At 75.2% G+C, this 14,032-nt stretch carries 12 protein-coding genes; 8 read left to right on the forward strand and 4 right to left on the reverse strand.

Annotated features, from left to right (window positions below):
* Positions 1–29: 29 nt before the first annotated feature.
* Positions 30–701, forward strand: a complete 672-nt coding sequence (locus AC3WT4_RS06865; RefSeq protein ID WP_492315074.1) for a peptidase — start codon at positions 30–32, stop codon at positions 699–701.
* 220 nt (positions 702–921) lie between these two features.
* The gene (locus AC3WT4_RS06870; RefSeq protein ID WP_492315075.1) at positions 922–3,138 is read left to right on the forward strand and encodes a sialidase family protein; all 2,217 of its coding nucleotides are present in this window, start codon (positions 922–924) and stop codon (positions 3,136–3,138) included.
* A gap of 34 nt (positions 3,139–3,172) precedes the next feature.
* On the opposite strand, the gene AC3WT4_RS06875 is transcribed toward AC3WT4_RS06870, so the two are convergent.
* The 4 genes from AC3WT4_RS06875 to AC3WT4_RS06890 form a co-directional block, all read right to left on the reverse strand.
* A complete protein-coding gene (locus AC3WT4_RS06875) occupies positions 3,173–3,841 on the reverse strand; it encodes a hypothetical protein (RefSeq protein ID WP_400112190.1) in 669 nt (222 codons plus the stop codon).
* A 49-nt stretch (positions 3,842–3,890) separates the two neighbouring features.
* Entirely contained in the window at positions 3,891–4,196 is a 306-nt protein-coding gene (locus AC3WT4_RS06880; RefSeq protein WP_074804491.1) for an SHOCT domain-containing protein, read from the reverse strand.
* A 23-nt stretch (positions 4,197–4,219) separates the two neighbouring features.
* Complete coding sequence (locus AC3WT4_RS06885) at positions 4,220–4,696, reverse strand: DUF6325 family protein (RefSeq protein ID WP_492315076.1); 477 nt, start codon at positions 4,694–4,696, stop codon at positions 4,220–4,222.
* 103 nt (positions 4,697–4,799) lie between these two features.
* Positions 4,800–7,139, reverse strand: coding sequence for an arylsulfatase (locus AC3WT4_RS06890; RefSeq protein WP_492315077.1), 2,340 nt, complete (start codon positions 7,137–7,139; stop codon positions 4,800–4,802).
* A 347-nt stretch (positions 7,140–7,486) separates the two neighbouring features.
* Here AC3WT4_RS06890 and AC3WT4_RS06895 point away from each other — a divergent pair, with 347 nt between their 5' ends.
* From AC3WT4_RS06895 to AC3WT4_RS06920, 6 genes are all read left to right on the forward strand, one after another.
* Positions 7,487–7,972: a hypothetical protein gene (locus tag AC3WT4_RS06895; RefSeq protein WP_400112197.1), complete on the forward strand. Its 486-nt coding sequence runs from the start codon at positions 7,487–7,489 to the stop codon at positions 7,970–7,972.
* A gap of 365 nt (positions 7,973–8,337) precedes the next feature.
* Positions 8,338–9,294, forward strand: coding sequence for an L-lactate dehydrogenase (locus AC3WT4_RS06900; protein ID WP_492315078.1), 957 nt, complete (start codon positions 8,338–8,340; stop codon positions 9,292–9,294).
* 134 nt (positions 9,295–9,428) lie between these two features.
* Positions 9,429–10,595 (forward strand): YihY/virulence factor BrkB family protein, encoded by a 1,167-nt coding sequence (locus tag AC3WT4_RS06905; RefSeq protein ID WP_492315079.1) that lies wholly within the window; start codon positions 9,429–9,431, stop codon positions 10,593–10,595.
* 180 nt (positions 10,596–10,775) lie between these two features.
* Positions 10,776–11,867: an acyl-CoA dehydrogenase family protein gene (locus AC3WT4_RS06910; protein WP_492315080.1), complete on the forward strand. Its 1,092-nt coding sequence runs from the start codon at positions 10,776–10,778 to the stop codon at positions 11,865–11,867.
* Positions 11,864–13,273, forward strand: a complete 1,410-nt coding sequence (locus AC3WT4_RS06915; RefSeq protein WP_492315081.1) for a PIG-L family deacetylase — start codon at positions 11,864–11,866, stop codon at positions 13,271–13,273. The genes AC3WT4_RS06910 and AC3WT4_RS06915 overlap by 4 nt, the downstream gene beginning before the upstream one ends.
* Positions 13,270–14,016: a glycosyltransferase family 2 protein gene (locus AC3WT4_RS06920; protein WP_400112216.1), complete on the forward strand. Its 747-nt coding sequence runs from the start codon at positions 13,270–13,272 to the stop codon at positions 14,014–14,016. The genes AC3WT4_RS06915 and AC3WT4_RS06920 overlap by 4 nt, the downstream gene beginning before the upstream one ends.
* Positions 14,017–14,032 lie beyond the last annotated feature (16 nt).

Consider the following 14,032-nt stretch of genomic DNA (forward strand, 5'->3'; position numbering starts at 1 on the left):
CGACCGACCACGACCCGACGGGAACCACCATGAGCACCTCGACCGGGCGCCGCGCCGCCGGGCGGGCCACCGCCGCCGCCGCTCTCGCCGCCACCGCCGCGCTCCTCGCGGGGCCCGCTCACGCGGCGGAGGGCGACACCTACGTGCCGACCGAGCCGTCGATGCGCCTCACGACGCTCGCGCCCGTGTGCGAGAGCGACGCCGCGTACCTCGACTACGCGATCGAGGTGGAGGGCACCGACCACGACACCGCGACGGTCACGTGGATCAACCCGGACGGCGAGAGCGTCGTGCAGAGCGGTCTCCCACTCTCGGGCCGCCTCCTGTGGCCGGGCGCCGTCGTCGACGACGCGGGCCGCGGGGTCGACTGGCCGGGCTGGCGCCTCGAGGACGGCCGGTGGGTCGAGGGCGACGAGTACGACTGGGTGCGCCCCTCCGTCGACGTGCGCTTCGAGGTCAACCCCCACGTCGTCGTGACGACCGTCTACCCGCCGGCGTCGCCCGACTGCGCGACGAACCCGCCCGGGCTGGGCGACCCGGCCGGCGTCGTCCCGGTCTCGAGCACGGTCAGCGCCTCCGCGGCGAACCCGGGCCTCGCGGAGACCGGCGTGAGCGCGGCCCTGTACGCCGGGATCGCCGCCGTCCTCGCCGCCGCGGGCACCGCGATCGTCCTCGTGTCCCGCCGGACCCGCCGCGGCTGATCCGCCGCAGAGCTCTCCCTGCACCGACGCCCGTCGGTCGCGCACCTCGCGCGACCGGCGGGCGTCGTGCTGTCCGCGCGCCGCCCTTGACCCTGCCGACCCGCCGGGCTACCTTCCTGACGTCAGACATCTGACATCATCTGTTCAAGCGTTCTCGGCAGCGTCGCCGCGTTCCTCCGTGACCGTCCGCCCGCGCCGAGCACCGACCGGAAGGAACGGCATGATCGGACACCTCCGCAGACCCGCGCACCGCGCGGTGACCCTCGCCGCGGCGCTCACGCTCGCGGTGGGCGGCGTCGTCGCCCCCGTCACGACGGCGTCGGCCCACCACACGACCCTCGCCCCCGACTTCGACCTCGCGCCCGCGACCGGGGGGCCGGGCTCGTACGCCGAGCAGCAGCTCGCGACGAACGGCCAGGGCGGCTTCCCCAACTACCGCATCCCCGCGCTCACCGTCGCGCCCAACGGCGACGTCCTCGCCTCGTACGACGGCCGCCCCACCGCGGCCGACTCCCCCGGCCCGAACTCGATCCTCCAGCGCCGCTCCACCGACGACGGCGTCACGTGGGGGCCGCAGGAGGTCGTCGCCGCCGGGAAGACCACCGCGCCGATCGAGGGCTACTCCGACCCGAGCTACGTCGTCGACCGGGAGACGGGGACGATCTTCAACTTCCACGTGAAGTCGTACGACCAGGGCTTCGGCGGCTCCCGGCCGGGCGTCGACCCGACCGCGCGCGACGTCATCCACGCCAACGTCTCCGCCTCCACCGACGACGGACGCACGTGGACCCACCGCACCATCACCGCCGACGTCACCGCGGACCTCGGGTGGCGCTCGCGCTTCGCCGCGTCGGGCCAGGGGATCCAGCTCCGGTACGGCCCCCACGCGGGACGGCTCGTGCAGCAGTACACGATCATCAACGGGTCCGGGCAGTTCCAGGCCGTGTCCGTCTACTCCGACGACCACGGCGCCACGTGGCAGGTCGGACAGCCCGTCGGCACGGGCATGGACGAGAACAAGACCGTCGAGCTCTCGGACGGGCGCGTCATGCTCAACTCGCGCGACTCCGCCGGGTCGAAGTACCGCAAGGTCGCGTACTCGACCGACGGCGGCGTGACGTACGGGCCGGTCACGCTCGACACCGAGCTGCCCGACCCGACCAACAACGCGTCGATCGTGCGCGCCTACCCGAACGCGCCGCAGGGGTCGGCCGAGGCGAAGGTGCTCCTCTTCTCGAACGCCGCGTCGCAGACCGGGCGCGTCAACGGCACCGTCCGCGTCAGCTACGACGACGGCGAGACGTGGCCCGTCGCGCGCGTCTTCCAGCCGGGCGGCATGGCGTACTCGACGCTCGCCACGCTCGCGGACGGGACCGTCGGCCTGCTCTACGAGCCGGGCGGCGGCGGGGGCGGCATCCGGTTCGCCAAGCTCGACCACGACTGGCTCCTCGCGGCCCCGAGCAGCACGCCCGGCGAGGTCGAGGTCACCGCGGCGAGCGTCACGAGCGCGACGCCGGCCGGCGGCTGGAGGGTCGGCGACGTCGTCACCTACTCCTTCACGGTGACCAACCTGTCCGACGCCGTGACGACCGTCTCCCCGACGGGGGACCTCGAGCGGTTCGACCCCGCGCAGGGCGCGCCGAACTGCCGCTACCGCAACCTCGGGGCGCGCGCGGCGTACACGTGCACGTCCGCCCGGCACACGATCACGCAGGCCGACCTCGACGCGGGCTTCTTCGCCCCGCGCACGACGTGGACGTCGACCTCCGGCACGACCGTCACCACCGTCGAGCACGAGGGTCCGGGCGTGTACTTCGGGGCGCCCGGGAACATCAGCGTGCGCGGCACGCACGCGAACCCGCGCGAGACGTACGCCGTGGGCGACCGCCTGAGCTTCACGTTCGACGTGCGCAACCTCTCGACGGCCGCGACCCAGGTGGTCCCGACGGGCAACCTGTCCGGGCTCGACCCCGCGAACGCCGCGCAGAACTGCCGGTACCGGAACCTGCCGGCCGAGGGGTCGTACACGTGCACCTTCGCGTACCACGTCGTCACGCAGGCCGACCTCGACCGCGGGTCGTTCACGCCCGCCACGACGTGGACCTCGACCTCCGGGTCGAGCGTGACGGTCGTCGAGCTCGACGGTCCGACGGTCGAGCTCCCGACCGCCCCGGCCGCCCTCGCGGTCCAGGCGACGAGCCGCTGCCTCGCCGGCGGCGCCTACGTCGCGGTCACGGCGCGCAACACCGGTGACGCGCCCGCCGACGTCACGCTGCGCACGCCGTACGGCGAGCGCACGGTGGCGGACGTCCAGCCGGGCCGGGCGGCGTACCAGTCGTTCGCGGTCCGCGCGGCGTCGGTCGACGCCGGGAGCGCGAGCGCCGGGACGGCCGCGGCGGCCGTGGACGCCGACTACGCGGCGACCGACTGCTCCTGACCCCCGGAGCACCCGGCCGGGTGACGCGGGGGCGTCATCCGGCCGGGACGGCGTCGGTGCGGGCCGGGGCGCCGGCCGCCCGGCGCGAGAGCAGCGCCGCGACGAGGAAGCAGACGGCGCCGAGGAGCGTCCCGGCGTCGTCCCACCACGCGCTCACGTACGTCCCCGTGGACGGGTCGACGTACGCCCCGACGGCGGACGCGGCGAACGCGACGGAGCCGATCATGTTCAGCCACGTGCCGTGCCACGTGCGCGCGTCGGTGTCCCACAGGTGGCCCCGGTCGCGCGTCGCGAGGACCGCGAGCGCCGACGACACGAGGAACGCGACCGAGCCGTAGGCGTCAGGCCTCCACCCCGCCCACAGCGCCGCCGGGTCCTTCACGGCCGCGACGAGGGCCACCGTCGTGCTCACGTTGAAGCACAGCGTCCCGACGAGCTGCACGGCCGCGGACCACCAGTCCCAGCGGTCGGCGGGCGGCGTGCCCGCGCGGGGCGGGCGCCGCCCGCTCAGGCCGAGCTGGACGAACGCCGCGGCCGTGAAGAAGACCGAGCCGACGACGAACGTCACCCCGGTGGCCACGGCGCCCACCGCGCCCGCGTACGGCGGGAGCGCGCCGACGAGGAAGCACAGCGACCCGGCCGCGAACCCCCACGCCTCACGCCGCAGACGGCGCCCCGGGTCGGCGGTGCGGGTCCGGGTCATGCTCGTCCTTCCGTGCCGGGTCGGCCCGCGCGAGGGCCGGCCGACCGTGTCAGGCGAGGATGCGGGCCTTCTGGGCCTCGAACTCGGCCGGGGTGAGGACGCCCTGGTCCCGGAGCGCGGCGAGCTGCGTGAGCTGCTCGATGCGCGCGTCGGTGGCCGCCGGGGCCGGCGCGGCGTACTGCGGCGGCGGGGCCGCGTACTGCGGCTGCTGCGGCGGGGGCGCGTACTGCGGCTCCTGCGCCGATTCCTGAGCGGCCCACCGGCCCGCCTGGCGGCGCGAGACGCGGTTCGAGACGGCGGTCGCCGTCCCGGCGACGACGGCGGTGCGGGCGACGCCGCGGAGCAGTCCTGGCACGGTGGTCTCCTTCCTGGCGCCGGTCAGCCGACCGGCTCGGTGGCGTCCAGCGACGCGATGAGCGCCTGGACCGGGATGCGCCCGCTCGCGACGAGCTGGGCGCCGTTGCGACGCAGCGCGGTCGCGAAGGGCGCCGCCCAGACGTTCTCGTACACCAGCACGACGGCCGTCATGCCGGGCTCGACGGCGTTCACCGCCTGCGCGAGGTCGTCGTCGTCGAGCAGCCCCGACCGCGCGCCCTCGAACACCGCGAGCTCCGTCGACCCGTCGTCGAGCTCCTCGAGCCCGACGGCCGTCACGCCGCCGTCGTCCTCGCGGCGCACGACCACGAGGTCGAGCACGCGGATGATGCCGCGGTCCACGAGGTCGACGAGGTAGGGGAACGCGGCGTCGCCCGTCGCGCGGTCTGTGGGGAGCTCGACGACGAGGAAGTCGACGGGCCCGCTCTCCCGGAGGTCGTCGAGCCCGCCACCGGGCCCGTCGCTGAGTTCCTGCGTCATCGTCGCGTCCTCCCCGCGTCCGTCCCGCGCGGCGCACGGGCTCCGTCCCCCAGGCTCGCCCTCGGACGCGCCCGCGTCCTCACCCGGGAAGTGTGAAGTCGCGTCACAGGTACGCGACGTGCACGCCGTCGATGCGCCCGTTCAGCGCGAACGGCATCCGGTCCGCGTACGCGCGCGACACCGCACCCCCGTACGCGCGCCCGACGTCGAGGCAGTCGTTCGCGGAGAACAGCAGGGGCGCGCTCACGGGCACCGTGCCGGAGCCGACCTCCTCGCCGTCCACCCGCAGCACGACGTCGAGCGGCCCGCCCGGCCGCGGCTCGACGTACGTCGTGACGATCTCGACCGTGTGGTCGCCGGCCGCGAGCGGCGCGGCCGACCGCACCACGGTCCGCTGGACGAGGAAGAGGTTGTACTCGTAGGTGAGGACGCCGTCGAGCAGGAAGCAGGTCAGCCCGCCGCCCGCTCCGCCGAGCTTGTAGAGCACGCCGTCCGCGGCGTCGGGGACGGAGAGCCGGATCTCGACCCGGTTCGGGCGGTTGCCCAGCGCCGGCGCGCAGAACTCCGGGATGCGCACGGTGTCCCCCGAGAGGTCCCACGCGGTGTACGGGGGACTGATCCGGTCCTCGGGGTGCATGACCGGCACCCACAGCCCGCCGCCCACCGGGAGCGCGTCGTTGCGTGCCGCCTCGATCGCGAAGAGCTCCTTGAGCTCGGCGACCTTCTCGGGGTGCTCCGCGGCGAGGTCGTGCGCCTGGCTCCAGTCCTCGTCGAGGTGGTAGAGCTCCCACCGGTCCTGGTCCGGGGTCCACGTCTGGATCCCGGCCGGCATCCCCTGGACCCACGGCAGGCGCGGGCCGGTGGCCGACGCCATCCAGCCGTCGGAGTAGATCGACCGGCTGCCCATGATCTCGAAGTACTGCGTCCGACGGCGGCCCTCGGCCCCGGCGTCGTCGATCGAGTACGCGAGGCTCGTCCCGTCGATCGGGTCCTGCGGGACGCCGTTCACGGTCTCCGGGTGGGAGATGCCGAGGATCTCGTAGATCGTCGGCACGAGGTCGACGACGTGGTGGAACTGCGTCCGCGGCACGGGGTCCGGCTCGATGTGCCCCGGCCAGCTGACGAACATCGGGTTCCGCGTGCCGCCGAGGTGGGACGCGAGGAGCTTCATGCCCTGGTACGGCGACGACCCGGCCCACGCCCACGCGGCGTGGTACTGGTTGTCCGTCGCGGGCGTGCCGAGCGCGTCGAGGCCCCCGAGCTCCTCCAGGGCGGCGATGTGCTGCTCGACCGTCGAGGGGATGCCGTTCTGGGCGAGCAGCTCGCTGATCGTCCCGTTCTGCCCCTCCCCGGACGAGCCGTTGTCGCCCCAGACGTAGACGACGATCGTGTCGTCCCCGTAGCCCAGCCGCTCCACCTCGTCGAGCAGGCGCCCGGCCTGGACGTCCGCGTGCTCGCCGAACCCTGCGGCGACCTCCATGAGCCGCGCCTGGAACGCCTTCTGGTCGTCGGGGATGTCGTCCCACCCCGCGAGGCTCTCCGGGCGCGGGGTGAGCTCCGCGTCGTCGGGCACCCAGCCCGCAGCCTTCGCGCCCGCGAGCGCCCGCTCCCGGTAGACGTCCCACCCGTCGTCGAACGCCCCGGCGTACTTGTCCGCCCACTCCTTCATGACGTGGTGCGGCCCGTGCAGCGCGCCAGTCGCCCAGTAGACGAAGAACGGCTTGTCGGGCGCGTTCGCCTTGTGGTCGCGCAGCCAGCGCATCGCGTCGTCGGCGATGTCCTCGCTGAGGTGGTAGCCCTCCTCCGGGGTCCTCGGCGGCAGGGTCGGGGTCGTGTTGCGCACGAGGTGCGGCTCGTACTGCGACGCCTCACCGGCGAGGAAGCCGTAGAAGTACTCGAACCCGTACCCGGTGGGCCAGCGATCGAACGGGCCGGCCGACGTCGTCTCCTCCGCCGGGGTGTTGTGCCACTTGCCCCACGCGCCGGTCGCGTACCCGTACTGGCGCAGCACCTCCGCGATCGTCGCGCTGCTCTTCGGGATGTGCCCCGAGTAGCCGTCCCAGTCGTTCGCGAGCTCCGCGATCTGGCCGTTGCCCACCCGGTGGTGGTTGCGCCCCGTGAGCAGGGACGCGCGCGTCGGGGAGCACATCGCGGTCGTGTGGAAGCGGTTGTACCCGATGCCGTTCGCGCGCACCCGGTCGAGCGTCGGGGTGCGGACGGCGCCTCCGAGCGTCGTCGGGAGCGCGGGCCCCGCGTCGTCGATGAGGATCACGACGACGTTCGGCGCGTCCGGAGGCAGGTGGCGCTCCGGCGGGCGCGGGGAGTACGTCGACTCCTGGATCGTCCGGCCCGCGACGCTGCCGGAGCGGCGGGGCGGGAACGGCAACGACCGCTCCCGAGGCAGGGGCGGTCCCACGACCGTCCGGCGGGGCTCGGTGCTCATCCACTCTCTCCCGTCTGTCCTGGGCCGTGCGGACCGACGCCGTGGTGCGGTGGGCGGGTGCGGCGTCGTCGCCGACCGGCGCGCAGCAGGGCGGCGCGGCGGAGGGCATCGGCTCGACCGTAAGGACGGCGAGCGAGGCGCGGCATCACCCGCGGCGGGCGAACCGGGTGCGGTCGACGCCGCCGCACCCGACCTCCGCGAGGAGACCTGGATGGACCCGCGGGAACGGGTGCGCACCGCCTGACCGGGCGGCGGATCGGCCATGATGGACCTCGGTGTCGTGCGCGGCCAGGGTCGTCCTCCGCGACGTGCACGGCACCGGGACCGGTTCGGACGAGGGGGCACTCATGGAGGAGCAGGACGTCGACCGGGAGCACCGGCAGACGAGACCTCGGCGCGTGCGCCTGCCGGTCTGGGCGGGGACGAGCCTCGTGGTCGTCGGGGCGCTGGTCGTCGTGGCGCTCCTCGTCTCGCGGCTCTCCGGCGGCGCCGAGGCCTGCCCCGCGATCGGGTACGCCGATCTCCTCGAGGTGGTGCTGACCGGCGACACCGAGGAGGTGCACCATCTTCAGGTGCGCGATGGCGGAGACGCCGGGTGGCAACCACCGCTGCCCGCAGGTCCCGACGCGCAGGAGCCGGCCATCGCGACCTCACGGGAGGGTGACACCTGGTCCTTCACGGTCTTCTCGCGGACCAACCCGGTCGGGCTGCGCGCCCTCGACGAGACCGGAGCCGTCCTCGCCGAGACCGAGAGGTCCGTCGACTGGGTCCGCGTCGGAGGGTCGGAAGCGTGCGGCGGCCCGATGGCAGCGCGAGTGGGCTGGACGCTCTGAGCCCTCCCGAGGTGATCCTCACGGACCGCCCCGCGGTCACGACGATCGCGTCGGCGGCAGCGACTCGACGAGCGGCGGGACGTGGTCCTCGACCGAGGCGCAGGTACGCCGGTCGAACGACTCGAGGAGGGTACCGCTGCGTCCTCAGGCATCAGGTCGGATGGACGACATCACCTTGCCAAGCCCCGCCGGAAGATCGGAGACCGCTCGGGCGAGGTCTGCTGCCACGAGTTTCGCCTCGAGCAGCGCCCGGGGCTGCACCTGCTCTGTCATCTCCTTCGCCATCTCTTTCGCCAGAGTCGCTGTGCGCGTTCTTCGGCCCGTTCTCGCGAGCCGCCGGGACGCCGTGTGCGTAGCGTGGTCCCATGACACGCGTCGAGAGCTCGAAGGTCACGGTGGTGGGCGCCGGGAGCGTGGGGACCAGCCTGGCGTACGCCGCGCTGATCCGCCGTTCCGCACGGACGGTGGCGCTCTACGACATCAACCGCGCGAAGGTCGAGGCCGAGGTGCTCGACCTCGCGCACGGCACGCAGTTCACGGGGGCGAGCCAGGTCGTCGGCGGCGCGGACCCGTCGGTCGTGGAGGGGTCGCACGTCGTCGTCATCACGGCCGGCGCCAAGCAGGACCCGGGCCAGAGCCGGCTCGACCTCGCCGGCACGAACGTCCGGATCCTCGAGACGCTGCTGCCGCAGCTCCTGGAGCACGCGCCGGACGCCGTCTACTGCATCGTCACCAACCCGTGCGACGTGCTGACCGTGGCCGCGCAGCAGATCAGCGGCCTGCCGACGTCCCGCGTCTTCTCGTCCGGCACGGTGCTCGACACCTCCCGGCTGCGGCGCCTGATCGCCGACAAGGCGCAGGTCGCGACGACGAGCGTGCACGCCGACATCGTGGGCGAGCACGGCGACACCGGGTTCGCGCTGTGGTCGCAGGCGCGCATCGGGCCGGTGCCGATCCTCGACTGGGTCTCGCCCGACGGCCATCACTTCACGCACGGCGAGCTCGACGAGATCACCGACCACGTGCGCCAGGCCGCGTACCGGGTCATCGAGGGCAAGGGCGCGACGAACTACGCGATCGGGCTCGCGGGTGCCCGGATCGTCGAGGCGGTCGTCAGCGACCAGCACGCCGTGCTGCCCGTCGGCACCGTGCACGACGACTACCGCGGCATCGGCGGCGTCGCGTTCTCCGTGCCGAGCGTCATCAGCTCCGGCGGCGTCCAGCAGGTCCTCGACCTCACGATGTCGGCGTCCGAAGAGCGGCAGCTCCGCGCGTCCGCCGACGCCCTGCACGCCGCGCAGCAGGACCTCGGGCTGGAGTAGCCGCCGACGCGGGGGCGCTCCGCTTGCGGGTGGAGCCCGGCGCACGGAGCGTGGTGCTCGTCCGGGACGCGCCGCGAGGCCGTCCACCGACGCGAGCGTCGTGCGCCGAGGCGACGCCCACCGAGGAGGCCGCCATGACCGACAGCAGCGGACGCCACGCGTCCGGCACCGCACGGGACGAGGAGTCGCGGCCCGCCCCCGACGCCGACCACAAGCCCGACTCCCCCACGGACCTGCGCAAGCCGTCGTGGGGCTTCGCCGTCAAGGGCGCGGTGCGCGAGTTCATGGACGACCAGTGCACCGACCTGGCCGCCGCGCTGACGTACTACGCGGTGCTGGCGTCGGCCCCCGCGCTGCTGGCGCTCGTGTCGATCCTCGGGCTCGTGGGCGACGGCCAGAAGGCCGTCGACTCGGTGCTGCAGAGCGTCGAGGGCGTCGTGCCGTCGAGCACCCTCAGCATCATCGAGCCGCTCGTCGAGAACGCCGCCAACACGGACAAGGCCGGGTTCGCGCTCGTCATCGGTGTCGTGCTGGCCCTGTGGTCGGCGTCCGGCTACGTGGGCGCGTTCTCCCGGTCGATGAACCGCATCTACGAGATCGAGGAGGGGCGCCCGATCTGGAAGCTGCGCCCCGTGATGCTCGGCGTCACCGTCATCACGGTGCTGCTCGCGGGCCTGGTCGTCGGGAGCCTCGTCCTGTCCGGGCCGATCGCGCGCCAGGTGGGCGAGCTCGTCGGCCTCGGGGACACCGCGATCGCCGTCTGGCAGGTCGCGAAGTGGCCGGTCGCGCTCCTGCTCGTCGTCATCCTCGTCGCGCTGCTCTACCACCTCACGCCGAACATCAAGCAGCCCAAGTTCCGCTGGGTCAGCCCGGGCGCGGTCCTGGCGATCCTCGTCTGGGTCGTCGCCTCGGCGGCGTTCGGCCTGTACCTCGGCAGCGGGCTGAGCAACTACGGCGCGACCTACGGCACCCTCGCGGGCGTCATCATCTTCCTCCTGTGGCTCTGGCTGACGAACCTCGCGCTCCTGCTCGGCGCCGAGCTCGACGCGGAGGTCGAGCGCAGCCGCGAGCTGCAGAGCGGCATGCCTGCGGAGGAGCGCATCCAGCTCCCGCCGCGCGACACGCGCGCGAGCGACAAGAAGGCCGCCAAGCGCGAGGAGGCCGTCGAGCAGGCGCGCGCCCTCCGCGAGTCGCACGGCCGGTCGTCGGACACCGACACGGACACGGACGCTCACGAGACCGGGCGCACGAGCGCGGACGACGAGGGCACCGGCCCGGGCACGACGCCGCGGCGCGACTGACCACGCCGGCGCCCCCGGCTCCCCTGCGCCCGCGGCGCCGGCGCCGGCGCCGGCATCGTCGCGCCCTGTTCGTCTTCCCACACGGCCCGACCCGGGGTTGGGCGCGCCCGGCGACGCCCCCGCGGTTACGGTCGTGGCGGGTCGAGACGAGGCCCGCCCTCGACCCTCGGGAGCCGCGACATGCCCGACCTCGCTCGACCCATCACCCCCGGCCTCGTCCCGCTGTACCTGGGCCCGCCGTCGACCCCGCTCGCCGACCGACCCGCGCTCGTCGGGCCCGACGAGCTCGCCGCGATCGACGCGGCCGGGACCGACGTCGCGGCCCTCCTCGACCACGCGCGGACGATCGGCGCCCGGGCCCCGTTCCCCGGCGACGGGCGGACCGCCGAGCTCTGGGGCGCGCTCGCCTCGCTCGCCGCGACGGACGTGGGCGCCGCGCGCGTCGTCGAGCCGCACCTCGACGCCCTCGCGATCCTCGGGCAGGTCCCGGTCCCCGTGGCGCTCGACGCCGTCGGGGCGGGTCCGGACAGCACGTGGGGCGTGTACGCGGCGGAGGGTCCCGGCGTCCGGCTGGAGGCGCACGAGCGCGACGGCGCGTGGGTCCTCTCGGGGACGAAGCCGTGGTGCTCCCTCGCCGCCGACCTCTCGCACGCGCTCGTCACGGCGTGGACCGACGCCGGTCGGCGGCTGTTCGCGGTCGCGCTGCGGGCGCCGGGCGTCGTCCCCGCCGACGGGCCGTGGGTCGCGCGCGGGCTCGCCCAGGTCGTGAGCGCCGCGGTCCGGTTCGACGACGTCCCGGCCGTGCCGGTCGGGGCGCCCGGCTGGTACCTGGAGCGGCCGGGGTTCGCGTGGGGCGGGATCGGCGTCGCGGCATGCTGGTGGGGTGGCGCCGTCGGGCTGGCGCGGACGCAGCGCGACGCGCTCGCGGCGCGCGAGCCCGACCAGCTCGCGCTCGCGCACCTCGGTGCGACGGACCGCGCGCTCGCCGCCGGCCGGGCGGTCCTCGCCGAGGCCGCGAGCGCCGTCGATGCGGGCGTGGACGGCCCGGACGCCTCCCTGCTGGCGCGCCGCGTGCGCGGCGTCGTCGCGGAGGTCGTCGAGGAGGTGCAGCGGCGCTGCGCCCACGCGCTCGGCCCGGGCCCGCTGACCACGGACGAGCGGTTCGCGCGGCGCGTCGCGGACCTCGGTCTGTACGTGCGCCAGCACCACGCGGAGCGCGACGACGCGTCGCTCGGCCGCGCCCTCCTCGCGCACGGGACGACGGCGTGGTGACGTTCGACCACCGCGAGCCCGGCACGTCGGAGGACGCGTGGGTGCGCGCCGGGATCCTGGACGTCCCGCGCCTCGACGTGGGCGAGGTCGCGCACCTCGTGGTGCTCGCCGCGCACCCCGACGACGAGTCGTTCGGCGCGGCGGGGCTCGTGCACGAGCTGGCCGGCCGCGGCGCCGCGGTGACCGTGGTGGTCGCGACGGACGGCGAGGCGTCGCACGCGGGCTCGACGACGATCTCCCCCGAGCGGCTCCGCGCCGTCCGCCGCGCGGAGGTGGCCGACGCGGTGGCCGTCCTGGCGCCCGCGGCCCGGGTCGTGCTGCCCGGCCTGCCCGACGGCGGTCTGCGCGAGCACCGCGACGACCTCGCCCGCGTGCTCGGCGACGTGGTGGACGACGTGCTCGCCGGGCCGAGCGGCGAGCACGTGCCGCCGTCGTCGGTGGTGCTGTGCGCGCCGTGGCGCGGCGACGGGCACCGCGACCACCGGATCGCGGGCGAGGTGGCGGCGGAGGTCGCCGACCGCCTCGGTCTGCGCCTCCTGGAGTACCCCGTGTGGCTGTGGCACTGGGCGGACCCGGGCGACGACGCGGTGCCGTGGCCGACCCTGCGCGCGCTGCCGCTGGCCGCGGGGGCCAGGGAGGCCAAGCGGCGCGCCCTCGCCGCCCACGTGACGCAGGTCGAGCCGCTGTCCGCGGCACCCGGCGACGAGGCGACGCTCGGCCCGGAGATGCTCCGGCACGCGGGCCGCGGCGTCGAGGTGCTCGTCGACGCGTCGGGCCGCCGGGTCGCGAAGGAGCCCGCAGACCCGGGCTCGAGCCTCGGCGCGGGGTTCTTCGAGCGCTTCTACGCGGGCCGACGCGACCCGTGGGGGTTCGAGACGCGCTGGTACGAGCAGCGCAAGCGGGCCGTCCTCCTCGCGAGCCTCCCGCGGCCGCGGTTCCGGGCCGCGCTCGAGCTCGGGTGCTCGACGGGCGTGCTCACGGCCGAGCTCGCCGCGCGCTGCGACCGCGTGGTCGGCGTGGACGTCGCCGAGGCGCCGCTGGCGCAGGCGCGGCGCCGCCTCGGGCCGGAGGTCGAGCTGCTGCGTCTCGACACCCCGGACGAGTGGCCCGACGGCACGTTCGACCTCGTCGTGCTCTCGGAGGTCCTCTACTACTACGGTCGCGACGACCTCGACCGCGCGCTGGACCGGGCGACGGCGTCGCTCGCCGACGACGGCGTGCTCGTCGCGTGCCACTGGCGGCACGACGTCGTCGAGTACCCGCTCGGCGGCGACGAGGTGCACGCGCGCCTCGCGGCCCGCCCGGAGCTCGACCGGCTCGCGCACCACGTGGAGGAGGACTTCGTCCTCGACGTGCTCGTCCGCCGTCCGGCGGTCTCGGTCGCGCGCGCGACGGGACTGCTGTGAGCGCCCCGGGGAGCGGGTCGGCAGGCACGATCGAGCGCGTCGTCGTGGTCGTCCCCGCCCGCGACGAGGAAGAGCTGCTGCCCCGCTGCCTGGCGGCGCTCGGACGCGCGACGGCCGCCGTCGCGCGGGACCGCCCGGGGGTGCGGGTCGCGGTCGTCGTCGTGCTCGACGGCTGCACCGACGGCAGCGCGCGCGTCGCCCGGGCCGCGGGCGTGCGCGTGGTGGAGGTCGCGCACGGCAACGTCGGGCGCGCGCGTCGGGCAGGCGTGCGCGCGGGGGTCGCTGCCCTCGGGGTGCGCCGGGACCGTGCCGACGCCCGCACGTGGCTCGCGTGCACCGACGCCGACTCCGCGGTGCCCGAGCACTGGCTGACCCGTCAGCTCGACCTGGCCGACGCCGGGGCGGACGTCGTGGTCGGGACGGTCCGCCCCGAGCTGGCCGCGCTCTCGCCGGACCGGGCGCGCGCGTGGCTCGCGACGCACCGGCCGGGTCACGCGAACGGGCACGTGCACGGCGCCAACCTGGGCGTCCGCCTCACGGCCCACGACGCCGCGGGCGGGTTCGCGCCCGTCGCCGAGCACGAGGACGTGGGGCTCGTGGAGCGCACCCGGGCCGCGGGGGCGCGCGTCGTCGCCGACGCGTCCGCCGAGGTCCTGACATCGGCGCGCCTCGTCGGGCGCACGCCCGGCGGGTACGCCCGGCACCTGCGCGAGGACCTGCTCGCGCACGACCTCCCCGCCTGAGGCCGGACCGTCCCGG

The sequence above is a fragment of the Cellulosimicrobium sp. EB106-03-01-XG111 genome (assembly GCF_058792115.1).

Excerpts from the sequence above, each read along its gene's own strand:
- AC3WT4_RS06865 (WP_492315074.1), top strand. The coding sequence starts at position 30 with ATGAGCACCTCGACCGGGCGCCGCGCCGCCGGGCGGGCCACCGCCGCC.
- AC3WT4_RS06870 (WP_492315075.1), top strand. The coding sequence starts at position 922 with ATGATCGGACACCTCCGCAGACCCGCGCACCGCGCGGTGACCCTCGCC.
- AC3WT4_RS06875 (WP_400112190.1), bottom strand. The coding sequence starts at position 3,841 with ATGACCCGGACCCGCACCGCCGACCCGGGGCGCCGTCTGCGGCGTGAG.
- AC3WT4_RS06885 (WP_492315076.1), bottom strand. The coding sequence starts at position 4,696 with ATGACGCAGGAACTCAGCGACGGGCCCGGTGGCGGGCTCGACGACCTC.
- AC3WT4_RS06890 (WP_492315077.1), bottom strand. The coding sequence starts at position 7,139 with ATGAGCACCGAGCCCCGCCGGACGGTCGTGGGACCGCCCCTGCCTCGG.
- AC3WT4_RS06895 (WP_400112197.1), top strand. The coding sequence starts at position 7,487 with ATGGAGGAGCAGGACGTCGACCGGGAGCACCGGCAGACGAGACCTCGG.
- AC3WT4_RS06900 (WP_492315078.1), top strand. The coding sequence starts at position 8,338 with ATGACACGCGTCGAGAGCTCGAAGGTCACGGTGGTGGGCGCCGGGAGC.
- AC3WT4_RS06905 (WP_492315079.1), top strand. The coding sequence starts at position 9,429 with ATGACCGACAGCAGCGGACGCCACGCGTCCGGCACCGCACGGGACGAG.
- AC3WT4_RS06910 (WP_492315080.1), top strand. The coding sequence starts at position 10,776 with ATGCCCGACCTCGCTCGACCCATCACCCCCGGCCTCGTCCCGCTGTAC.